The sequence below is a fragment of the Mycobacteroides franklinii genome, from assembly GCF_002013895.1.
GTDB classification, from domain to species: domain Bacteria; phylum Actinomycetota; class Actinomycetes; order Mycobacteriales; family Mycobacteriaceae; genus Mycobacterium; species Mycobacterium franklinii.
The window spans coordinates 431127-454263 of the sequence record NZ_MAFQ01000001.1; the positions used below are offsets into that span (position 1 = coordinate 431127).

Below are 23137 nucleotides of genomic sequence, written 5' to 3' on the forward strand. Positions count from 1 at the left end.
GCCCCGAATCAGGGGAAGCGCTTGGCGCAGGTCTGGTCGTTGCCCAGCACGCCGATCCGATAGGCATCGATGCGGGAGAACCCGGCCGGTGCCGTCTGGCCCTTTACATCGCTGGAAGCTCTACCGCTGGAAAGCAATTCGGAGACGGCCTCATCGAGATCGCCGCCGGAGAGGATGACCGGCGCGCGCGGGGTCATGATGCCCTTACCCGCGGCCCGCGAGGTGAAATATCCCGTCAGGCACGCGGTCCGTAGTCCGGTCAAGATGCCCTCGGTCTCGAGCCCCGCGGCCTTCTCTGCTGCCAGCGCGTAGCGCGAGACGATCACACTGAACGCCGAGTAGTCACCGTTCACTTGCGCCGAGAACAGGGCGCGTTCGGTGGCAGGCTTTGCCATCTTCTGCAGGGCCGTGGGGTCCATGGCGATCGTGTTGTCCTGGGGGCAATACGAGGCCGGTGCCGTGCCCGAACCGTCGGAGCACTTTCCGTCGCCGTAGACCGCCTTGGGCGGGTTGTCCATGGGGAACACTTGCGAAGCCGCGGCCAACACCGCGCCGATGGTGTCCGGATTGATCGGCCAGTTGTCGCCGTTGGGGCCCACTCCCAAACCGCGGGGAAGCTCGCCGCGGCGTTTGAGGATCTCCTGGGAATCAATGCGTTTGCAGGCCATGGGGCCATCGGTGAAACCGAACTGGAAGGCCGACACCCGCTCGAACGCCGAGCCATGGATGGCCCACTTCTTGCTGGTGTCGTTGTCGCGGATCGCAATCATCGCGGCCATCACCTTGTTGAGCCCGTCGGCGGTGTTCAGGGTGAATCGCGGTGAATCGCCCTGAGTGACCCAGCGCAGGTAGGCCCCGGCGAAGCAGTCGGCCTGCTGTTCCTGGTTGAGAGCCAGGAGGTATTCGACCTGGTCCTTGCTTATCTTCGGATCATCGATCGGATTGATGAGCTGGGCGTGGAACTGGATCGAGTGCCCGTACTCGTGAGCCATGACGGTATTCATGGCCATATCGCCCATCTGCTTGCGCAGGAAGGGGAACAGCTGACCGCGATCCCAGGCGAACGAGTTGTCCAGCGGGCAGAACGCGGCGTTGATGAAGTCGGTCAGGTTGCCTTTGCAGAATTCAAGGTCGTCGTTGTTCTTACGCGAGTCGGCCGAGATGAGCCGGGACACGGGCCGGAAGTTCGCGAACGAATCTCCATAGAACTGCGTCCAGAAGTCCTCGATATCGGCCAGGGATACCTTGACGTAATCGTCGATCTCACCGTTGTCGGTGTTCTCGATCTTGCGCTTGGGAACCTGCACTCCGGGTTTCATGCCCGACGGGCCGTCGACCGCGGGCATACCCGCCACCCGCAGGGGGTCGGCGTAGATCGACTGTGCTTGCCCGCCGAGCGGACGGCCACACGATGTGATCACCAGCACCAACCCCACCAGCAGTGCCATCCAGCGTTTGGACATCCAAGCCACCCCTTTAGATACGCGCGCGTGCGTTTAGCGCATCCTAATGTTTTCTAGCGGGGCTCGGAGTCGGGTTCCAGCCAGATGGCAGCGGCCGGCGGAAGCGCCAGTGTGGCCGAGGCAGGACGCCCGTGCCAGGGGTTCGCTGACGCGATGACCTCGCCAAGGTTCCCCACTCCGCTGCCGTGATACTGGAGCGCATCAGTGTTGATGACCTCGCGCCAGCGGCCGGTGAGGGGCAATCCCACTCGGTAGCTGCTGTGCTCGACGCCGGCGAAATTGAAGATGCATGCCAGCACCGAGCCGTCGTCACCGAAGCGCAGGAAGCTCAGCACGTTGTTGGCCGAGTCGTTGGCATCGATCCACGAATACCCTTGGGGCGCGGTGTCTTGTGACCACAGTGCGCGCCGCTGCCGGTATGCCGCGTTCAGATCCGCGGTCAACGCCCCGATGCCCGACGAGTATCCGTCCTCGCGTAGCTGGAACCAGTCGACGCCGCGCTCGTCGGACCATTCGGCCCGCTGGCCGAACTCCTGCCCCATGAACAGCAGCTGCTTTCCGGGGTGGGCCCACATGTATGCCAACAGGCAGCGCAGACCGGCGGCCTTGGCATGGTCGTCACCGGGGATCCGGGTCCACAGCGTGCCCTTGCCGTGCACCACCTCGTCATGACTGATGGGCAATACGAAGTTCTCGCTGAACGCGTACAACATCGAGAAGGTCATCTCGTGATGGTGAAAGCTTCGGTGGATGGGATCGCGTCCCAGGTAACCCAGCGTGTCATGCATCCAGCCCATGTTCCATTTCATGGAAAAGCCAAGGCCGCCAAGGTTGGTCGCGCGGGTGACGCCCGGCCAGGAGGTGGACTCCTCGGCCACCGTGACGATTCCGGGATGCAGCTTGTGCACCGTGGCGTTCATCTCCTGCAGGAACTGCACGGCCTCAAGGTTCTCGCGGCCGCCGTAGATGTTGGGTGTCCAGCCGCCTTCGGGCCGTGAGTAGTCCAGGTAGAGCATCGATGCGACAGCATCGACACGCAGCCCGTCGATATGGAACTGGTCGAGCCAGAACAGGGCGTTGGCGACGAGGAAGTTGCGTACCTCGGGGCGCCCGAAATCGAAAACATATGTGCCCCAGTCCAGCTGCTCGGCACGGTGTGGATCGGCGTGCTCATACAAGGGTGTCCCGTCGAAGCGGGCCAACGCCCATGCGTCCTTCGGGAAGTGGGCCGGTACCCAATCGACGAGCACGCCGATGCCTGCCCGGTGCAGAGCATCGACCAGGTACCGGAAGTCGTCGGGCGCGCCGAGTCGCGAGGTGGGCGCGTAGTACGAGGTCACCTGGTAGCCCCAGGATCCTCCGAAGGGATGCTCGGCCACCGGCAACAGCTCGACGTGGGTGAACCCCTGTGCCAGGACGTATTCGGTCAGCTCGTAAGCCAGCTCGCGATAGGTGAGTCCGGGGCGCCACGACGCCAGGTGCACCTCGTAGGTGCTCATCGGTTCGAACACCGGATTGCGCGAGGTGCGCCGCGACATCCATTCGCCGTCCTCCCAGGAGTATGACGAGGTGGTGACCCGAGACGCGGTGGCCGGGGGCAGCTCGGTGGCGAAGGCGAACGGGTCGGCCCGATCGGTCACCGATCCGTCTACGCCGTGTACTCGGAACTTGTACAGCGCGCCGAGTGTCATGCCCGGCCAGAACAGCTCCCAAACCCCGGAGGATCCGAGAGTTCGCATGGGGGCGTCATTTCCGTTCCACCCGTTGAAATCCCCGATGAGCGAGACGCCGCGTGCGTTGGGAGCCCAGACCGCAAACGAGATGCCGCTGACCTCGCCATCGGCGGTGACGAATGAGCGCGGATGTGCGCCAAGGATTTCCCAGAGCCGCTCGTGCCGGCCCTCGTTGAACAGGTGAAGGTCCACCTCGCCGAGCGTGGGCAGGAATCGGTACGCATCCGCGATGACGAGTGAGGCGCCGTCATAATCGACATCCAGGCGGTAGTCCAGGAGGTTCAGGAAGGGCAGTGCCACGGCGAACAGTCCGGACCCGAGATCGGTCATCGGATGAGTTTCGTCACCGACCACCGCGGCGACGGCGCTGGCACCCGGCTTGAACGCACGAATGACGGTGTATCCCTTGCCTTTCTTGCTGGGATACTCATGAGCGGCCAGGATCGAATGCGGGTTGTGATGGGTGCCGGCCACCAGCCGGGTGATATCGGCGGCGTCCGGTTTCAGGAATGCGGTGGATGCGCTCATGGGCGGTACACCAGCTGAGATCGGGCCGATTCGCGTACCTGCGGCAGGTTGAGGATGTGCGCCACTTGTCGAGAAGGGGTGAGCGGGTCGAGCCGCACGTAGTTGGCCTGGCCCCAGCGGTACTGCTCGCCGGTGAGTTCGTCGCGCACCCAGAAGGTCTCGTGCCACTCAAGACCGAGCGCGGGCAGGTCGAGCCAGATGGTGCCGTCCTCGGGGCCGAAAGGATCCAGATTCACGACGACCAAGACCGCGTCACCGGTCACCGGGTCGAACTTCGAGTACGCCAACAGCGCATCGTTCTCGACGTGATGGAAGGTGATGTTGCGCAGCTGGTGTAGGGCCGGGTGCAGCCGGCGGATCTCATTGAGCTGAGTGATGAACGGCTCCAACGATTCACCCCGCGCCGCCGCACCCTGGTAGTCGCGGGGGCGCAGCTGGTACTTCTCTGAATCAAGGTATTCCTCGCTGCCCTCGCGCAGTGGAACGTGTTCGTAGAGTTCGTATCCGGAGTACACGCCCCACGTGGGGCTCAGGGTGCTGGCCAGGACGGCGCGGATCGCGAACATGCCCGGGCCGCCGTGCTGCAGACTGGCGTGCAGGATGTCCGGGGTGTTCACAAAGAGATTCGGGCGCGCCAAGTCTGCCTGCGCGGCGATCTCTCGGCCGAAGTCCTCGATCTCGGATTTGCCGGTGCGCCAGGTGAAGTAGGTGTACGACTGCGTGAAGCCGAGTTGGGCCAGACCGTAGAGCCGGGCCGGCCGAGTGAATGCCTCGGATAGGAACAGGACATCGGGGTCCGCCGCCTTGACCTCCCCGATCAGCCATTGCCAGAAGTCGGGCGGCTTGGTGTGTGGGTTGTCTACTCGGAATATCTTGACGCCGTGTGCAACCCAGTGTTGAACCACGCGCAGTACCTCGGTGTAGAGGCCCGCCGGATCGGTGTCGAAGTTCAGGGGATAGATGTCCTGATACTTCTTCGGAGGGTTCTCCGCATAGGCGATGGTGCCGTCGGGAAGCTCGGTGAACCATTCGGGATGCGCGCTCACCCAGGGATGATCTGGCGCGCACTGCAGCGCGAGATCCAGTGCCACCTCCAGGCCCAGTTTGTGTGCGGTGGCGACGAACCGGTCGAAGTCCTTGAGATTTCCAAGCTCCGGATGGATTGCGTCGTGGCCGCCCGCGGTGCTGCCGATGGCCCACGGTGAGCCCACCTCACCGGGATCGGCGACGGGATTGTTGTTGCGGCCCTTGCGGTTTATCTCGCCGATCGGATGAATCGGCGGCAGGTAGACCACATCGAATCCCATTTCCGCGACCCGGGCGAGATCGGCGGCAGCGGTCGCGAGGGTGCCATGCATGGGCCGTCCGTCCGGCCCCACCCCGCCGGTGGAACGTGGGAACAGCTCGTACCACGAGCCGTAGAGCGCACGGGTGCGATCCACCCAGATGCCGTACTGGGTTCCACGGGTCAGCAGGTCGCGCAGCGGGAACTCGTCGAGCAAGGAGACGGTTTCCCCGGAGAGCGCGTGCTGAAACCGTGCCCCCGGATCGTCCGGGGTGCGCAACGCTTCCGCCGAATCCAGCAACGGCTGGCGGCGCTTGCGTGGCACTCCGGCCGCCGCGCGCTCGAACAACCGGGCGCCAATCTCCAGATCGTTGGCCAATTCGGTGGCACCCTGCCCGGCCTCCAGCTTGGCCGCGACGTTGTGACGCCAGGTTGCGATCGGATCACCCCACCCGTCGACCCGGAAGGTCCATAACCCCTCCCGATCCGGGATGAAGCTGGCATGAAATCGATCCAGGGCCCCGCCGGCGTGCATCGGGATATGCACCGGCTTGATGCGCGTCGCGGTCGTGTCCTTATCGCGAGGGGCCGAGATGCGGCGCAACGGTCCCTCCGCGAGCTGCGGGTAACTGGGTCCCAGGCAGCGCACCACCAAGGTGGCGGCGACAGCGTCATGGCCTTCGCGCCAGACGGTCGCCGCGACGGGTACCACCTCGCCCACGACGGCCTTGGCCGGATAGCGACCACCCGAGATGACGGGGGCGACATCGTCGATGCCTATGCGTCCGGTCACCACGTCCACCGTAGTAGACGGGCTATCTTGCCGCCGGGCATGCGCGCAACCGAAATCTCAGTAAGGTTCTGAAGGGTGAAAGCCCTACGTCGATTCACTGTTCGTGCCCATCTTCCGGAGCGGTTGGCGGCGTTGGGCGAGTTATCCAACAACCTGCGCTGGTCATGGCACCAACCCACGCGGGATCTCTTCGCCGATATCGACCACCAACTGTGGGAGCAGACCAACCACGATCCGGTCGCGTTGATGGGGTCGGTGCCGGCGCAACGGCTCGACGAGCTGGCCGCCGATGACGGATTTGTCGACAGGGTGGGAGCCCTGTCGGGTGATCTGCACGACTATCTGAACCGGCCGATGTGGTACCAGCGCCAGCTGGAGCGCAGTGAGGACGACGGCGATGAGACCGCGGACAGTGGGGCTCTACCCACTGCGATCGCGTACTTCTCGATGGAGTTCGGTGTCTCCGAGGTACTGCCGAACTACTCCGGTGGTTTGGGCATCCTGGCGGGCGATCACCTCAAGGCCGCGTCCGATCTGGGGCTGCCGCTCGTCGCGGTGGGGCTGCACTACCGGTCCGGGTACTTCCGGCAGTCGTTGACCGCCGATGGCTGGCAGACCGAGCAGTATCCGCTCATCGACCCCGCCGGTCTGCCGTTGCGGCTTTTGGCGCATGACGACGGCACCCCGATTCTCATCACGGTGCCCATGCCGCAGGATCGGGAGCTCTCGGCCCGGATCTGGATCGCCCAGGTGGGCCGGATTCCTCTGCTGCTCTTGGATTCCGATATCGCCGAGAACGATCGCGAACTGCGTTACGTCACCGACCGGTTGTATGGCGGTGATCAGGACCACCGCATCAAGCAGGAGATCCTGGCCGGTATCGGCGGTGTGCGCGCCATTCGTGCCTACGTCGAGTCCACCGGCTCGCCATCGCCGGAGGTGTTCCACACCAACGAGGGGCATGCCGGGTTCCTGGGGCTGGAACGCATCCGCGAGTACATCGGACAGCACGGACTGGATGTCGAAACTGCCCTGACCGTGGTGCGGTCCAGCACCGTATTCACCACGCACACACCGGTTCCGGCGGGTATCGACAGATTCCCCGTCGACCTGGTGCGTCGGTACTTCGGGGAATCCGGGGATTCCACACTGCTGCCGGGCGTGCCGGTGGACCGGATCATCGCTTTGGGGGCGGAGGACGACCCGTCCACGTTCAACATGGCTCATATGGGGCTGCGATTGGCGCAGCGTGCCAATGGCGTATCCCTGCTGCACGGCCAGGTGAGCCGGTCGATGTTCAACGGACTGTGGCCGTCATTCGATGCCTCAGAGGTCCCCATCGGGTCGATCACCAATGGCGTTCACGCGCCCACCTGGGCGGCGCCGCAATGGTTGGAGCTGGGACAGCAGCTGGTCGGTGCCGAGGCGTTCAACGACGCCAGTGGATGGGAACGCATTCACGAGGTTGATCCCGGCCACATCTGGTGGATCCGATCGCAGCTGCGTGAGCAGCTGATTCAGGACGTGCGTCGGCGCATCCGCGCATCCTGGCTGCAGCGCGGCGCTGCCGAGGCCGAATTGGGCTGGGTGGACAGCGCGTTCGACCCGGGCGTGTTGACCATCGGCTTTGCCCGCCGGGTCCCGACGTACAAGCGGCTCACCTTGATGCTGCGCGATCCGGAACGACTGCGCGAGCTGCTGCTCGACGAGAAGCAGCCGGTGCAGCTCATCGTGGCGGGCAAGTCGCACCCGGCCGATGACGGCGGCAAGGGCCTCATCCAGCAGATCGTCAGGTTCGCCGACCAGGCCGACGTGCGGCACCGCATCACCTTCCTCCCCGATTACGACATGTCGATGGCCCGATATCTGTATTTCGGATGCGATGTGTGGCTCAACAATCCGTTGCGTCCGTTGGAGGCGTGTGGAACGTCGGGGATGAAGAGCGCACTCAACGGCGGATTGAACCTGTCCATCCGCGACGGCTGGTGGGACGAGTGGTATGACGGCGAAAACGGTTGGGAGATACCGACCGCCGACGGGGTCACCGACGATCACCGCCGCGACGATCTGGAGGCCGCGGCGCTCTATGAGCTGCTGGCACAGAAGGTGGCACCCAAGTTCTACGAGCGCGATGAGCACGGCACACCACAGCGGTGGGTCGAGATGGTTCGTCACACCTTGGAAAAGTTGGGCCCGAAGGTATTGGCGTCCAGGATGGTTCGCGATTACACGGTCGGCTACTACGCTCCCGCGGCCAGGTCGCTGCGCGCCACGGTAGGCGCGGGGGACTCGTTCACCCCGGCCAAGGAGTTGGCGCGCTATCGGGAACGGGTGCAACAAGTGTGGCCGTCTCTGGTCATCACGGAGGTCGACAGTTCGGGTCTGCCCGATACCCCGCTGCTGGGGTCACCGTTCACGCTTACCGCTTCGGTACAGCTGGCCGGGCTGGCTCCTTCGGAGGTCGCGGTGCAGGCCGTGATCGGGCGAGTTGACCTGGACGACAAGCTTTCCGATTCGGAGATCGTCCCGATGACGCACACCGGTAGCCGGGGCGGCGGCGTGGAGACGTTCTCGACCACCACCACCTTGCCGGTCTCGGGGTCTGTGGGTTACACGGTGCGGGTGCTCCCGCACCACCCACTGCTGGCAAGCGACAGCGAGCTGGGGCTGGCGGTGTTGGCCGCCAGCGACCTGGAACATTAACGGCCCGATCAGCTGTAGCGGGTAAGGCAGCGGTCGGTGGATCCGGCTACGCCGTCGCGGAACGCCTCGATCCGCGAGAAGCCGGCCGGGACGGTGGTTCCGTTGACATCGCTGGCGACCATGCCGTTGGTCAGCAAGCCTGACACCGCTTCGTCGAGGTCGCCGGCACCGAGCACCATCGGATTCGGTTCCTGAGTGGGCGTGGTCGGCCTGGCCATTGCCGCCGATGCCACACCCGTCAGGCAGGCGGTGCGCAACGCGCTCTGCCCGTTGTCGAGCGATAGACCGTGCTCATTCTCGATCGCCAGCGCGTACCGGGATATCACCACCGAGTACGCGGTGAAATCGCCGGTTACCTGCCCCTGGTCGTGGGTGGGCCGCGCGAGATTGGTCAGTTGCCGCAGATCCAGGGCGATGGTGTTGGAGTTCGGGCAGTACACCGCCGGCGGCGATGGCACGCGGTGGCCGGGCTCGTCGCATGTGGCGCCTGTCATCGAGAGACGCGGGGGCGCTGTGTTTCCCGTCGGCGTATAGACGGTCCGCAGCACCGTCATCAGTGTGCCCAGGGTGTCGGCGGAAACGGGTATCTCCGCGGATTCTCCGGACGTCAGGTTCACCGGTAGCCCGCCGCGCCGCTTGGTGATCTCGGCCATGTCGATCCGGCTGCATTCGGTTGCGCCGTCCATGAACCCGCGCTGGAACGCCGACACGCGCTCGAACGCCGATCCGTGTGAGTCGACGGCGTCGCCGGCCTCGATGGGGTCGTCCCGGAAGGCGATGAGTGCCGCGATGACGTTGTTGAGGCCGTCGCCGGTGCTCAGGGTGAAGCGCGGCGAGCTGTCCTGCGCCACCCACCGCAGATATGTGCCGGCGAGGCAATCGGCCATCTGCTCGCCGACCAGCGTCTGTGTCCGCGAATCGACCATCTCCGATTGGTGCGCGACGGCGTGCCCGTACTCGTGGGCCAAGGTCATGGGAACCGCCATGGGGCCGAACATTCGCACCAGTTTGGGTAGCAGCACGCTGCGGTCCCAGCCGAGGCTGTTCTGGTTGAGGCAATATCCGGCGTTGTCGAAACCGATCGTCGGACTGTCACAGAACTTCGTGGCATCGGGGCCGTCGCTGCTCCACGACACCAACGATGCGACGGGATGAAACGTGGCCCAGAACGTCTTGGGATAGGCCTCTTGCCAGAAGTCCTCGATATCGGAGATCGCGTTGACCGCGAGCCGGTCCATCTCACCGTTATCGGTGCCGCGCACGGCTCTGTTGACCGGTTTGGGGTTGGGGCGCAGGCCGGAAGGACCATTGACGACGGGGAGCCCGGCGATTTGGTAGGCGTTGCCGAGCTGTGAAACTGGGGTGCCGTCAACGGCATTCGAGCATGCCGGCAGCCCGAGGACGCAGCTGGCCAGGATCGCCGTCGGGATGTGGAACCACCTGCCCGGAATCGACATGGCCATCTCTCTGTACTGGCTATCCCTGTGTGGGGGAGCCTCCTCCAGCATAGGTCGCGTTGTGCTTGGTCATCAGGCGTTGCAGTGCCGCGGTGACCACCGACAGATCATGTGTGGACCAGAACGGTGGCAGTGATGCGCGCAAAAATCCGCCGTATCCCGCCGTCGCCATCCGCGAATCGAGCACCGCGACAACACCTCTGTCATGTGCGCTGCGCAGTAGTCGTCCGGTTCCCTGAGCCAGCAGCAGTGCTGCCTGGGTACCCGCCACCGCCATGAACCCATTGCCGCCGCGCGAGCTGATTGCTCGTTGCCGGGCGGCGCGGAGCGGATCGTCGGGGCGGGGGAACGGGATTCGGTCGATGAGAACCAAGGACAGCGAGGGGCCAGGCACGTCGACGCCCTGCCACAGCGACAGGGTGCCGAACAGGGAGGTCTCCGGATCCGCGCTGAACTGTTCGACGAGAACCGATGTCGCGTCGTCCCCCTGACACAGCACCGGGGTGTCGAGCCGGGTACGCATCTCCTCGGACGCCTCCTTGGCGGCGCGCATCGAGGAGAACAGTCCCAAGGTGCGGCCCCCTGCCGCGCGGACGAGGGTTTCGATCTCGTCGAGAGTGGCCGCACCGAGACCGTCGCGCCCGGGGGCGGGCAGGTGCCGTGCCAGATAGAGAATGGCGGACTTCTCGTGCTGGAAGGGGGATCCGACATCGATACCGTGCCAGGTGGCCCTGGTCGCGGTGGTGGAGTCAGTGTCCGCGCCCTTGCCGGGTTCTCGGGCGGGCAGCCCCCAGGAGGCCGCCATCGCGTCGAATTTCCCGCCGAGGGCCAGGGTCGCGGAGGTGAGGACGACGGTGCGCTGCCCGAATAGGCGGGTACGCAGCAGCCCCGCGACCGACAGCGGGGCAACTCGCAAGACCGGGCGTATCGTGCCCCGATTGTCCTCATGATCCAGCCACACCACATTGGGTCGTGCGGTGATGTCCGGTTCGGCCCAGCAGCTCAACGCGAGGGAAGCCGCATCGACGATATCGTCCAGTGCGGCAACTGCTTCGGTACGTGCCGAGGCCGTGGCAGGATCGGTGGACTGACCCGTGGGGATCTCGGTGCGTGCCGCGGCGGCGGCATCGCGCAGCGCGGTCAGGTAGGTGACGGTTTCCTCGTCCGCGCGGTCGATGGTGCCGGGCCTGCTGTCGTGGATGAGCGAGGAGAATGTCGCCGAACTCGCTTCGAACCGGCTCGCCGTCTCGGGTGACACCAGCCGGCCGATGCGCCGGATGGTGACGGTGAGCCCGACTGCCGAGAGTTCCTGGGTGGCAACGCTTGTGACTCTGTCGACAAGGTCGTGCGCCTCATCGACGATCACCGCGTCATGCTCGGGCAGGATGTTGATATCGGCGATGGCATCGATGGCCAGCAGTGCGTGATTGGTGACCACGACATCGGACTGTCCGGCATCGAGCCGTGCCAGCTCGGCGAAGCATTCCGTGCCGAACGGGCACCGGGTGGCGCCGAGGCATTCGCGCGCCGACACGCTGACCTGCGACCAGGACCGGTCGGGCACGCCGGGCTTGAGCTCGTCCCGATCCCCGGTTTTGGTGGTGTCCGCCCATTCGTTGAGCCGTTGGACGTCGCGGCCCAGGGCGCTGGCCGCGAAGGGCTCGAACAGGGTGTCGGGCGCCTCTTGGTCGGACGCGGCGCCGTTGTGCAACTTATTGAGGCACAGGTAATTCCCCCGTCCCTTGAGGATCGCGAACCTCGGCTTGCGGGTCAGTGAAGGTGTCAGCGCCTCGGCGAGGCGAGGCAGATCGCGATCCACCAGCTGGCGTTGTAGCGCAATGGTCGCCGTGGAGACGACCACCGGCGACGACGTTTCGATCGCGTGCGCCAGGGCCGGCACCAGGTATGCCAGGGACTTCCCGGTGCCGGTACCTGCCTGGACCACCAGATGCTCGCCGCTATGCAGGGAATGTTCGACGGCGGTGGCCATGGTGAGCTGTCCGGCGCGTTCGGTGCCCCCGAGTGCCGCGACAGCGGTGGCAAGCAGGCCCGTCGCGGATGCGGATGCGTCGCCCAGTTTCTGATTCAGCGGATCACCTCGACGCCGGCACCCTGGAGCTCGTCCAGTGCGCGATCCGCCGATTCTGCGTCAATACCAACGCAATACGCGGTAAGTACCCGAGTATGCAGTCCCTCGCGTGCCGCATCGCGGGCGGTGGCGGCCACACAGTAGTCGGTGGCGATGCCGACCACGTCGACGCTGTTCAGCTGGCGGCTCTGTAGCCATGTCGACAGTGTGGTGCCGTCGGTGGAGACGCCCTCGAATCCCGAATATGCCGCGCTGTATGCGCCTTTGGAGAACACCTCATCGACGGGGGCCAGGTCCAGGTCGGGATGAAATTCGGCGCCGGGCGTGCCGGCCCGGCAATGCGGGGGCCAGCTCGTCTGGAAATCTGGCGTGTCGGAGAAGTGATCGCCGGGGTCGACGTGGTGGTCGCGAGTTGCCACCACTGCGTCGTAGGCGCCGGAGCCAGTGAGGGCGTTCAGCGTCTGGGCAAGGGCGGCGCCGCCGGGTACGGACAGCGAGCCGCCTTCGCAGAAGTCGTTCTGCACGTCGACGACGATAAGTGCCCTACCCATGGATCGACGGTACCCCGGTCGGGGCTCAATCGAAGATTGCCGACACCTGGCGGCCCATGCGCGAGATGTAGTCGATGAGCTCGTCGCGGCTGATGGCCAGATCTCCGCGCAGATAGTCGATGATGGCGCCCGAGGCGGCGCCGACGAGCGATACCGACAGGAAGCGGCGGCGTCCCGGATCATCGACGTCGATCAGCGCCTTCTCGGCAAGTGAGGCGAAGGCAAGGGAACCCGCGAACCCGGCGCTGCCGAGGGTCGGCTCGGTGAACGGGGCCACCATCAGGATGCGTCCGTAGACGGGGTTGTCGACAGTGGCCCCGATGAAGGTCTCCACTGCGCGAGTCTCCAAATCTTCGCCCTCTGCGGCGAATTCGGTGACAACTCGCATCACCGATTCGAGCACGTCCTGGTACACCGCACGCACGAAGTCGTCTCGGTCACCGAACTCTTCGTAGAAATTGCGTTCGGACACACCGGAAGATCGACACACGGTGCGGATGGTCAGGGCCGGCCCGTCGATGGCGCCGAGCGCGGCGATACCCGCGTCGAGCAGTGCGCGTCGACGCGTCGCTCGACGCTCCTCGGGAGTGGTTCCCGCCCATTGCCTTCTGGCTGCCATGTGACCTCCGACCCCGAATTATCCCACCAGGCGGGTGACGATCGCAGCATCCCCGTGGGAAAGGCCCAACCCCTCCCACGGCAGGCTCAACAGTCCGGTGCGTACGCGCTCGCGCGCGTCTTCGAGTGAATCGGTCGCGACGGGCGTGCCGGCGCGCACCAGCGCGCTCGTCAGTGTCCGGTGCGGCTCGGTGACCATCGGTTGACCGGTGGCCGCGCGGTACACCACTTCTTCGGTGATGGTGCCCGTCGGCTTGGCGATGCGCAGGGCACACTTGTGACCGCCGTGAGATTCCTTGTGGCTGCTGCGTTTAGCCACGGGGATGCCGTCGATTTCGACGAGCTTGTAGACCATGCCGGCGGTCGGTATGCCCGAGCCGGTCACCACCGAGGTGCCCACCCCGTAGATGTCGACGGGCTCGGCGCGTAGCGCCGCGATGGAGTATTCGTCGAGGTCTCCGGAGACGACAATGCGGGTTCGGTGCGCGCCCAGCGTGTCCAATTGCGCGCGAACCTGCCGGGCCAGCACCCCCAGATCGCCCGAATCGATGCGCACCGCTCCGAGTCCGGGTCCTGCCACGGCGATGGCGTTCTCCACTCCTGCGGTGATGTCGTAGGTGTCGACCAGCAAGGTGGTGCCGACGCCGAGCGCCTCCACCTGGGCCCGAAATGCCTCCCGCTCGGCCTCGCCGGGACTCATGCCGTCCTTGGCGTGCAACAGTGTGAAGGCATGCGCGGCAGTGCCCCGTGCGGGCACACCGTAGCGGCGCTGCGCCTCCAGATTGGACGTCGACTCGAATCCCGCGAGATAGGCCGCGCGGGCACAGGCCACCGCCGCCAGCTCGTGGGTGCGCCGAGACCCCATCTCGATGAGCGGGCGGCCCCCGGCCGCCGACACCATGCGGGCGGCAGCCGAGGCGACGGCGCTGTCGTGGTTCAGGATCGACAGGGTCAGCGTCTCAAGAATGACGCACTCGGCGAAGCTGCCGCGCAGGGTGAGCACGGGGGAGCCGGGGAAGTAGAGCTCGCCCTCGGGGTAGCCGTCGATATCGCCACTGAATCGGTATGCGGCGAGGTACTCAAGCGAATCACCGTCCAGAAATGTGGATAGCGATTTCAATTCGTCGGATCCGAATCGGAACTCGGCGAGTGCCTCGAGCAACCGGCCGGTCCCGGCGACCACCCCGTATCGGCGGCCGTCGGGGAGCCTTCTGGCGAACACTTCGAAGGTGGCGCGACGCCCCGCAGTGCCGTCGCGTAGTGCTGCGGCAAGCATGGTGAGCTCGTATTTGTCGGTAAGCAATGACGTGGACGGGTGCGTCATGTGCGTCACGTTAGCGGGATGTGCCGGGGTATGACCGGCTGCTCGCTGGTCTCGGGCAGTCGCGGGAAACTCAGAACTTCGTACTGACAGAGTTGGCGGTCCCGGTATTCTGGGGCCATGGGTGCGCCGGCGCGAGCCTTGCCAGGGACTATCGCGGAGAGGTCTGTCGAACATGTCGACCAGACCCAGTCGCCGTGGGTCACCATCGTCTGGGATGACCCGGTGAACCTGATGAACTACGTCGCCTACGTGTTCCAGCAGCTTTTCGGTTACAGCGAGACAGAGGCCACCAACTTGATGCTGCAGGTCCATCACGAAGGCAAGGCCGTGGTGTCGTGCGGTGCGCGCGAGTCGATGGAGATCGATGTCAGCAAGCTGCACGCTGCGGGCCTGTGGGCCACCCTGCAGCAGGACCGATGAGCCGCTGATTCGTGCGAAAATGGAAGCGCGTCAACGCCTCCGATGGAATTCGGTTGCGCTCGGAGATGGAGCCGCATGAGGCGGCACTGGTCCAGTCGATGGTCACATCGATGCTTGCGATGCTGGACGAGCGCGAATCGGCAGCGCCCAGCGACGAACTGGCACAGCTGACCGGTATTCGTACCGGAAACACCGAGGCCCCCACCGACGTCACCCTGGGACGGCTCCTGCCGGACTTTCACCGGCCCGACCAGGATGGCACCAGCAGCATCGAGGCGGTCACCGGGCTGAACAGCGCATTGCGCAGTTTGTACGAGCCGGAGATCATCGATGCCAAACGTGAGGCCGGTCAACGGTTGTTGCGCACACTTCCCACTGACGGCGGACGCTTTGAGCTGTCCGAAGCCGATGCGCGGGCGTGGTTGACCGCGTTGAACGATGTGCGGTTGGCGCTGGGGGCGATGCTCGGGATCGACAGCGATGGACCGCAGGAGCTGCCCGTCGACGATCCGATGGCCGGGCATATGGACATCTACCACTGGCTGACCGTGATGCAGGAGCTGTTGGTGCTCGCGTTGATGGGGAAATCGCCCTGATGGTGAGGAAGTTGCGCAGATGAGCCAGTTCTCTGGGGCGATCACCGACGTTCCGGGAATCCTGGTGGGTCATCACCAGCGGGTGGACGCCGATGCCACCCTTGGATCGGGCTGGGCCACCGGGACCACCGTGGTGCTGACGCCGCCGGGGACTACGGGCGCTGTCGATGTGCGCGGTGGCGCGCCGGGAACCCGCGAGTCCGATCTACTGGATCCCGCCAACACGGTCTCGACTGTCGACGCCGTCGTGCTCACCGGGGGAAGCGCCTACGGACTGGCGGCCGCCGACGGGGTGATGCGCTGGCTGGAGGAGCGGGGCAGGGGAGTGGCATTGCCCGGTGGCACGGTGCCCATCGTCCCGGGGGCGGTCATCTTCGATCTGCCGGTAGGTGCCTGGAAGGACCGGCCCGACGCCGAATTCGGCTACCGAGCGGCAGAGCTCGCCGATGATGCGCCCGACTGGGGTGCGGTCGGTGCTGGTGCCGGAGCCAGGGCCGGAACACTCAAGGGCGGCGTTGGATCGGCCAGTGTGAGCTTGGGCAACGGAATCATCGTCGGTGCCGTCGTCGTTGCGAATCCCGTTGGACTGGTGATCAATCCGGCGACGGGCCTACCTTGGACCGCCGATATTCTGTCCGAGCTGAGCGCTCCGCCGGCCGACGAGGTCGAGAAGTTGCGCGGCTTGCCGGACAAATCCGTATCGCTGAACACCACGATCGGTGCGGTGGCAACGAATGCCCGCTTGAGTAAGGCGCAGTGCCGCCGTGTCGCCATCGCCGCCCACGACGGGTTGGCCCGGGCCATCAGGCCCGCGCATACCCCAATGGACGGGGACACGCTGTATGTGCTCGCGACAGGAACGAGCGAGGGTGATGCCGATGCCCTCACTGCCGCGGTGGGGATCGCCGCCGCCGACTGTGTCGAGCAGGCTGTGGTGCGCGCGGTGGTGGGCGCCGCGAGCGTGGCCGGAATACCCGCATATCGTGACGTGTTGCCTGGAGCGTTTTCGTAGTGGCCGTCGCGGCCCCAGAGGGTAGGAAGGACCGGTAGTGCTTCGTATACGTGCCGACCTGGTCGACGCCATGGTCAAGCATGCCCGTGCCGACCACCCCGACGAGGCGTGTGGGGTGCTGGCGGGTCCGGACGGCTCCGACCGCGCCGAACGGCATGTGGCCATGATCAACGCCGAGCGATCTCCGACTTTTTATCGCTTTGATTCCGGTGAGCAGCTTCGGGTTTGGCGAGAAATGGATGACGCCGACGAGGTGCCGGTGGTTATCTATCACTCCCACACCGCAACCGAGGCCTACCCCAGCCGCACCGATATCAACCTGGCCGCGGAGCCCGATGCCCATTACGTCTTGGTGTCCACCCGTGATCCCGAGCAGCACGAGCTGCGCAGCTATCGGATCGTCGATGGGGTGGTCACCGAAGAGGACATCGCCATCGTCGAGCAGTATTAGAGAAAAGGACCGTCCACCATGTCGATTCAAGTATCGATCCCGACCATCCTGCGCGTGCACACTGGCGGTGAGAAGCGTGTCGCGGCAACGGGTTCCACTCTGCAGGCAGTGATCGCGGATCTGGAATCCAACTATTCGGGGATTTCCGACCGGCTCGTCGATGACGGCAAGCTGCACCGTTTCGTCAACATCTACGTCAACGACGAGGACGTGCGGTTCTCGGGTGGGCTGGACACCGTGATCGCCGATGGCGATTCGGTCACCATCCTGCCTGCCGTGGCCGGTGGCTAGCGGCGCATGACCCGATACAACTCGTTACTGCAGGCTCTCGGGAACACCCCGCTGGTGGGGTTGCAGAGGCTGTCCCCTCGGTGGGATTCAGGTGGTGACGGTTCTCCGCACGTGCGGTTGTGGGCCAAGCTGGAAGACCGCAACCCGACCGGATCCATCAAGGACCGGCCCGCGTTGCGGATGATCGAACAAGCCGAACAGGATGGATTGCTGGAGCCGGGCGCCACGATTCTGGAGCCCACCAGCGGTAATACCGGTATCTCGATGGCGATGGCCGCGCAGCTCAAGGGCTACACGATGATCTGTGTGATGCCGGAGAACACCTCCATCGAACGGCGTCAGCTGCTCGAGCTCTACGGTGCCAGGATCATCTTCTCCCCGGCCGAGGGTGGCTCCAACACCGCCGTGGCCACTGCCAAAGAACTTGCCGCACAAAACCCTTCGTGGGTGATGCTGTACCAGTACGGCAACCCGGCCAATGCCGATGCGCACTACCGCGGCACCGGGCCGGAGATTCTGGCCGACCTGCCCGAGATCACACACTTCGTCGCGGGGCTCGGCACCACCGGCACCCTTATGGGGACGGGAAGATTCCTGCGCGAGAACGTGCCGGGGGTCCAGATCGTCGCCGCCGAGCCGCGATATGGCGAGGGTGTCTACGCACTGCGCAACATCGACGAGGGATTCGTGCCCGAGCTGTACGACCCCGAGGTGCTCACCACCCGTTTCTCCGTCGGGTCCTTCGACGCGGTGCGCCGCACCCGGGAGCTGGTCCAGGTGGAAGGCATCTTCGCGGGCATCTCGACCGGGGCCATCCTCCACGCCGCACTCGGCATGGCCGCCAAGGCCGTCAAAGCCGGGGAGCGCGCGGATATCGCGTTCGTGGTGGCGGATGCGGGTTGGAAGTATCTGTCGACCGGCGCGTACGCCGGTACCGTGGATGACGCGGAAGATGCACTGGAAGGGCAGCTGTGGGCGTGACGGGATACGGCAGTGGATCCGAGTATTCGGGGTCCGCTGCATCCCGTCCCGAGCGGCCCGGCCGTCCGCAGTGGGTGACCGGCGGAATCCTGGTCGTCTCGTTCATCGCCCTGTTGTATGTCGTCGAGGGCATCGATTCGGTCAGCGGCCACCGCCTCGACGAGAACGGCATCCGGCCCCTGGAGACCGACGGATTGGACGGCATCCTCTTCGCGCCGTTGCTGCACGCCAACTGGGGGCACTTGGCTGCCAACACGGTGCCCGCGCTGGTGCTGGGCTTCTTGGCGGCAGCTGCGGGCGTGGGGCGCTTCCTGTTGGCCACCGCCATCATCTGGGTTCTCGGTGGTGTCGGCACGTGGCTCATCGGCAACATCGGATCGCCTTACGAGACCAATCACATTGGGGCGTCGGGTCTGATCTTCGGCTGGCTCACCTATGTGGTCGTCAGGGGTTTCTTCAATCGGAGCGTGGCGCAGATCCTCATCGGCGTCATCGTGATCGTCCTCTATGGCGGAGTGCTGTGGGGTGTGTTGCCCGGACAGTTCGGAGTGTCCTGGCAAGGACACCTCAGTGGCGCCATCGCCGGCGTGCTCGCCGCCTATTGGCTCTCCGGTAGGGAACGCAAGGCTAAGGCCATACGTGGTCCGGGGGCGCCGCCGAGGCTGATCACGTGAGCGGGCCGAGCGCGGCATCCGACGGTGTTCGCGCGAGCGGATCATCCCCGATCGGGATATTCGATTCGGGGGTCGGCGGATTGACCGTGGCGCGGGCGATCATCGATCAGCTACCCGATGAGGACATCGTCTACGTCGGCGATACCGGCAACGGGCCGTACGGTCCGTTGACCATTCCGGAGATCCGTAAGCACGCGCTGGCGATCGGCGACGACCTCGTCGAACGCGGGGTGAAAGCGTTGGTGATCGCCTGCAACACGGCATCGGCAGCTTGCCTGCGCGATGCCCGTGAACGGTACGCACCGGTGCCCGTGATCGAAGTGGTGCTGCCCGCGGTGCGGCGGGCGGTGCACACCACGCACAACAACAAGATTGGTGTCATTGGCACCGAGGCGACCATCGCATCGGGTGCTTACCAGGATGCGTTCGCGGCCGCGCGTGACACCGAGATCACGGCGGTGGCGTGTCCGCGTTTCGTCGATTTCGTCGAGCGCGGCATCACCAGCGGACGGCAGGTACTTCAGCTTGCCGAGGGCTATCTGGAACCGCTGCAGCGGGCACAGGTGGACACCGTGGTGCTGGGCTGCACCCACTATCCGTTGCTGTCCGGGTTGATCCAATTGGCCATGGGCGAGGACGTGACGCTGGTGTCCAGCGCCGAGGAAACCGCCAAGGACCTGCTACGGGTGCTGTCGGAGCGCGATCTGCTGCGGCCGCATCCGGACAACCCGAGCACCTCGCATCCGAACCGGATTTTCGAGGCAACCGGCGACCCCGATGCGTTCCGCACTCTGGCGGCCCGATTCCTCGGCCCGGCTGTGACAGCGGTGCAAACTCGAGCTAGCGGTGTTCCGGGTTACACCGAAATTACGCGGTCCAGTTAGACACCCCTGCGACCCTCTGCCGAGACGCTTGCCAGGCGTGGCAAGCTAGGGCTGTGCGAGTCACCGTGCTCGGCTGTTCAGGCAGTGTCACCGGACCGGATTCACCGGCATCTGGTTACCTTCTGACGGCACCGGATGCGCCACCGTTGGTCATCGACTTCGGTGGTGGTGTCTTGGGCTCTCTGCAACGTTTCGCCGATCCCGGATCGGTGTCCGTTCTGCTGTCGCATCTGCATGCCGATCACTGCCTGGACTTGCCCGGTCTGTTCGTGTGGCGCCGTTATCACCCGAATCCGCCCAAGGGTAAGGCGATCATGTATGGGCCCGCGGACACCTTGGTGCGCGTCGGTGCGGCCTCTGCCGAGATCGGGGGTGAGGTCGACGATTTCACCGACATCTTTGACCTGTACGCGTGGAGCGAGGGTGTGCCCGTCCAATTCGGGTCACTCACCGTGACTCCCACCAGGGTGGCGCACCCGCCGGAGTCGTATGGGCTGCGGATCGAGGATGCCTCGGGTGCCGTCCTGGCCTACAGCGGAGACACCGGCATCTGCGATGCCGTGGTCGAGCTGGCTCGCGATGCCGATGTGTTTCTCTGTGAGGCGTCCTGGACCCATATGCCGGGACACCGTCCGCCGGACCTTCACCTGTCGGGGACCGAGGCGGGGCAGATCGCGACCCGTGCGGGTGTGAAGGAACTACTGCTCACCCATATCCCGCCGTGGACCTCGCGCGAGGACGTGATCGCGGAGGCCAAGTCGGCGTTCGACGGACCGGTCCGTGCCGTGGTCGCCGGGGAGAGCATCGACCTGTAGGGCTGCCACTCGGACTCGGCGCCGCCGCGGAGACGATAGGGTCGAAGGCGTGTCCAGACGAGAAGACGGCAGACAAGACGACGAGCTGCGCCCGGTAACCATCACCCGCGGATTCACCGCCCATCCGGCGGGTTCGGTACTCATCGAGTTCGGCCAGACGCGGGTGATGTGCACCGCCAGCGCCACCGAGGGTGTACCCCGCTGGCGTAAGGGCTCGGGAATGGGTTGGCTGACAGCCGAATACGCGATGCTGCCGGCATCGACGCACACCCGTAGTGACCGCGAATCGGTCAAGGGGCGCGTGGGCGGTCGTACCCAGGAGATCAGCCGTTTGATCGGACGCTCGCTGCGCGCCTGTATCGACTTGTCGGCGTTGGGGGAGAACACCATTGCCATTGACTGCGATGTGTTGCAGGCCGATGGTGGTACCCGCACCGCCGCGATCACCGGTGCCTATGTGGCCCTGGCCGACGCGGTGACGTACCTGGCAGCACACGGCAAGCTGGCAGATGACGAGCCACTGTCGTGTGCGATCGCCGCCGTAAGTGTCGGCGTGGTAGATGGTCGGGTGCGTGTCGACCTTCCGTACGAAGAGGATTCGCGCGCCGAGGTGGATATGAACGTGGTGGCCACCGATACCGGCACCCTCGTGGAGGTGCAGGGCACCGGTGAGGGTGCCACCTTCCCGCGGTCTACCCTGGACAAGTTGCTCGACGCTGCCGTGGGCGCCGCAGATCAGCTGTTCGTCTTGCAGAAGGAAGCACTCGCGTTGCCGTATCCCGGGGTACTGCCCGACGCGCCCCAGAAAAAGGCATTCGGTTCGTAGTAGGCGGGGGCCATGAAAATACTCGTCGCAAGCCGTAATTCGAAGAAGCTCGCGGAGCTTTCACGGGTGCTCGAATCATCGGGTGTTTCCGGTGTCGAGTTGGTATCGCTGGCCGATGTTCCGGAGTACGAGGAAGCGCCCGAAACGGGCGCGAGCTTTGAGGACAACGCACTGATCAAGGCGCGCGAGGGCGCCAAGCACACCGGATTGGCCTGTGTTGCCGACGATTCCGGTCTCGCGGTGGACGCGCTGAACTGGATGCCCGGGGTGCTGTCGGCGCGCTGGAGTGGGCGGCACGGAGACGATGCCGCCAACACCGCGCTGCTGCTCGCACAACTTTCGGACGTGCCCGACGAACGCCGCGGTGCGGCCTTCGTCTCCGCGTGCGCACTGGTGACACCGGAGGGTGAAGAGGTCGTCGTCGAGGGCCGCTGGAAGGGTTCGATCGCGCGGGTACCCGCGGGGCAGAACGGCTTCGGCTACGACCCGATCTTCCTTCCCCGCGGTGGCCTCCGGACCGCCGCGGAGTTGACGGCCGAGGAGAAGGACGCGGTATCGCATCGCGGGCGCGCGCTGGCGGCGTTGCTACCGATGCTGCGCAACTTGGTGAATCTGGGCCGCACCGCGCCGTAGTTTCTCCTGGAGAGCAGTCCCCCGCGCGGGGGACTGCTCGCGAGGGTTATGGCTGCAGGATGATCTTGCCGCGGGCGTGACCCGTCTGTCCGTACTCGTGGGCCTGGCGAGCTTCGGCCAACGGATAGGTGCGGTCGACGGTGACTTTCAGTTCGCCGTTGCCCGCCAGGCGGATCAATTCGGGACGCGCTGCGCGCCGGACTTCGGTGCCCGGGTCGGCGCCGGGACCGCCGCCCAGTGCTTTGAAGCCATCGCTTGCGGCGCGGCCGAATCCGGCGATCGTGGCGATGCGGTCCTTATCGGCGACGAGCGCCAACGAGACGTCGGCGGCCTCATCGGTGCCGACGAGATCGAGTGCGGCGTCCACGGGCCCGATCGCGCTGACCCGCTCTTGCAAACCGGGGCCGTATTCGACGGGGATCGCGCCGTATCCGCGCAACTGGTCGTGGCGCGCGGCACTGGCGGTGGCGATCACGGTCGCGCCACGAGCCTTCGCGAGTTGGGTGGCGAGTAGGCCCACGCCGCCCGCGGCGCCGTGGATCAGGACGGTGTCGCCCTCGGTGACGTTGGTGGCTTCGAGGAGATGGACCGCGGTCTGTCCGGTGAGGAGGAAGCCGGCGGCCTCGTCGAAGGACAAGCTCGCGGGTTTCTTGAAGACCTCGTCCGCGGCGGCGATGATCTGATCGGCGTAGCCGCCGATCTGCCCGGCCGCGATGACGTCGTCACCGGGTTTGAGCCCGTCGACACCCGGACCGACGGCGGCGACGGTGCCGGAGATTTCGAGCCCCAGGCGCATCGGAAGGTTGTCGGGATCGGTGCCGAAGGCTCCCGAGTACAACTTCCAGTCGATCGGATTGACGCCGGCGGCCTTGACATCGACGAGGACCTGGCCCTCGCCGGGGCCGTCGAGGGGCACCTCGCGGAGTTCGAGGACGTCGGATGCGCCATACGCGGTAGCGACAACTGCATGTGTGGTGGTCATACCGCTATCCAAGCCCCATCTTCATGTC

21 protein-coding genes are annotated in these 23137 nt (G+C 65.4%); 12 read left to right on the forward strand and 9 right to left on the reverse strand.

The window, feature by feature from the left end; translation table 11 throughout:
* Positions 1–8 precede the first annotated feature (8 nt).
* Genes B4393_RS02355 through B4393_RS02365 form a run of 3 tightly spaced genes read right to left on the reverse strand, consistent with a single transcriptional unit; the run spans position 9 to position 5802 of the window.
* On the reverse strand, positions 9–1463 hold the full coding sequence (locus B4393_RS02355; protein WP_078332750.1) for a neutral zinc metallopeptidase: 1455 nt from the start codon (positions 1461–1463) through the stop codon (positions 9–11).
* A gap of 53 nt (positions 1464–1516) precedes the next feature.
* Positions 1517–3724 (reverse strand): 1,4-alpha-glucan branching protein GlgB, encoded by a 2208-nt coding sequence (gene glgB, locus B4393_RS02360; protein ID WP_078332751.1) that lies wholly within the window; start codon positions 3722–3724, stop codon positions 1517–1519.
* Positions 3721–5802 carry an alpha-1,4-glucan--maltose-1-phosphate maltosyltransferase gene (locus B4393_RS02365; RefSeq protein WP_078332996.1) on the reverse strand — a complete coding sequence of 694 codons (2082 nt, stop codon included), beginning with the start codon at positions 5800–5802 and terminating at the stop codon, positions 3721–3723. The genes glgB and B4393_RS02365 overlap by 4 nt, the downstream gene beginning before the upstream one ends.
* 75 nt (positions 5803–5877) lie before the next feature.
* On the opposite strand from B4393_RS02365, the gene glgP reads away from it, so the two are divergent.
* Positions 5878–8505, forward strand: a complete 2628-nt coding sequence (gene glgP, locus B4393_RS02370) for an alpha-glucan family phosphorylase (protein ID WP_078332752.1) — start codon at positions 5878–5880, stop codon at positions 8503–8505.
* An 8-nt stretch (positions 8506–8513) separates the two neighbouring features.
* Here the strand turns inward: glgP and B4393_RS02375 are convergent, their stop codons facing one another.
* The 5 genes from B4393_RS02375 to B4393_RS02395 are packed head-to-tail and all read right to left on the reverse strand — an operon-like array spanning position 8514 to position 14544.
* A complete protein-coding gene (locus B4393_RS02375) occupies positions 8514–9962 on the reverse strand; it encodes a neutral zinc metallopeptidase (RefSeq protein WP_078332753.1) in 1449 nt (482 codons plus the stop codon).
* Between the two features lie 19 nt (positions 9963–9981).
* Complete coding sequence (locus B4393_RS02380) at positions 9982–12039, reverse strand: ATP-dependent DNA helicase (protein ID WP_078278630.1); 2058 nt, start codon at positions 12037–12039, stop codon at positions 9982–9984.
* Positions 12040–12047: 8 nt separating this feature from the next.
* Positions 12048–12602, reverse strand: a complete 555-nt coding sequence (locus B4393_RS02385) for a nicotinamidase (protein WP_078332754.1) — start codon at positions 12600–12602, stop codon at positions 12048–12050.
* A 25-nt stretch (positions 12603–12627) separates the two neighbouring features.
* Complete coding sequence (locus B4393_RS02390) at positions 12628–13221, reverse strand: TetR/AcrR family transcriptional regulator (protein WP_078278628.1); 594 nt, start codon at positions 13219–13221, stop codon at positions 12628–12630.
* A gap of 18 nt (positions 13222–13239) precedes the next feature.
* Positions 13240–14544, reverse strand: a complete 1305-nt coding sequence (locus B4393_RS02395) for a nicotinate phosphoribosyltransferase (protein WP_078332755.1) — start codon at positions 14542–14544, stop codon at positions 13240–13242.
* Positions 14545–14661: 117 nt separating this feature from the next.
* Between B4393_RS02395 and clpS the strand changes: the two genes are divergently transcribed.
* From clpS to rdgB, 11 genes are read left to right on the forward strand one after another with little or no spacing between them, the layout of a single operon-like run.
* The gene (clpS, locus tag B4393_RS02400; RefSeq protein WP_070935777.1) at positions 14662–14964 is read left to right on the forward strand and encodes an ATP-dependent Clp protease adapter ClpS; all 303 of its coding nucleotides are present in this window, start codon (positions 14662–14664) and stop codon (positions 14962–14964) included.
* Between the two features lie 11 nt (positions 14965–14975).
* Positions 14976–15560 (forward strand): oxidative stress transcriptional regulator AosR, encoded by a 585-nt coding sequence (aosR, locus tag B4393_RS02405; RefSeq protein ID WP_078332756.1) that lies wholly within the window; start codon positions 14976–14978, stop codon positions 15558–15560.
* 19 nt (positions 15561–15579) lie between these two features.
* Positions 15580–16572, forward strand: a complete 993-nt coding sequence (locus B4393_RS02410; RefSeq protein ID WP_078332757.1) for a P1 family peptidase — start codon at positions 15580–15582, stop codon at positions 16570–16572.
* Positions 16573–16609: 37 nt separating this feature from the next.
* Positions 16610–17023, forward strand: a complete 414-nt coding sequence (locus tag B4393_RS02415) for a M67 family metallopeptidase (RefSeq protein ID WP_078332758.1) — start codon at positions 16610–16612, stop codon at positions 17021–17023.
* A gap of 18 nt (positions 17024–17041) precedes the next feature.
* Complete coding sequence (locus B4393_RS02420) at positions 17042–17314, forward strand: MoaD/ThiS family protein (RefSeq protein ID WP_070935767.1); 273 nt, start codon at positions 17042–17044, stop codon at positions 17312–17314.
* A 6-nt stretch (positions 17315–17320) separates the two neighbouring features.
* The gene (locus tag B4393_RS02425) at positions 17321–18295 is read left to right on the forward strand and encodes a cysteine synthase (protein WP_078332759.1); all 975 of its coding nucleotides are present in this window, start codon (positions 17321–17323) and stop codon (positions 18293–18295) included.
* Complete coding sequence (locus B4393_RS02430; protein ID WP_078332760.1) at positions 18286–18969, forward strand: rhomboid family intramembrane serine protease; 684 nt, start codon at positions 18286–18288, stop codon at positions 18967–18969. Before B4393_RS02425 ends, B4393_RS02430 begins: the two co-directional genes overlap by 10 nt.
* Complete coding sequence (gene murI / locus B4393_RS02435) at positions 18966–19853, forward strand: glutamate racemase (protein WP_078332761.1); 888 nt, start codon at positions 18966–18968, stop codon at positions 19851–19853. Before B4393_RS02430 ends, murI begins: the two co-directional genes overlap by 4 nt.
* 53 nt (positions 19854–19906) lie before the next feature.
* Entirely contained in the window at positions 19907–20668 is a 762-nt protein-coding gene (locus B4393_RS02440) for a cyclic nucleotide-degrading phosphodiesterase (protein WP_070935761.1), read from the forward strand.
* Positions 20669–20717: 49 nt separating this feature from the next.
* Positions 20718–21494, forward strand: a complete 777-nt coding sequence (gene rph / locus B4393_RS02445; protein ID WP_078332762.1) for a ribonuclease PH — start codon at positions 20718–20720, stop codon at positions 21492–21494.
* Positions 21495–21506: 12 nt separating this feature from the next.
* Complete coding sequence (gene rdgB, locus B4393_RS02450) at positions 21507–22127, forward strand: RdgB/HAM1 family non-canonical purine NTP pyrophosphatase (RefSeq protein WP_078332763.1); 621 nt, start codon at positions 21507–21509, stop codon at positions 22125–22127.
* Between the two features lie 46 nt (positions 22128–22173).
* On the opposite strand, the gene B4393_RS02455 is transcribed toward rdgB, so the two are convergent.
* Positions 22174–23109 carry an NADP-dependent oxidoreductase gene (locus B4393_RS02455; protein ID WP_078332764.1) on the reverse strand — a complete coding sequence of 312 codons (936 nt, stop codon included), beginning with the start codon at positions 23107–23109 and terminating at the stop codon, positions 22174–22176.
* Between the last annotated feature and the right edge of the window lie 28 nt (positions 23110–23137).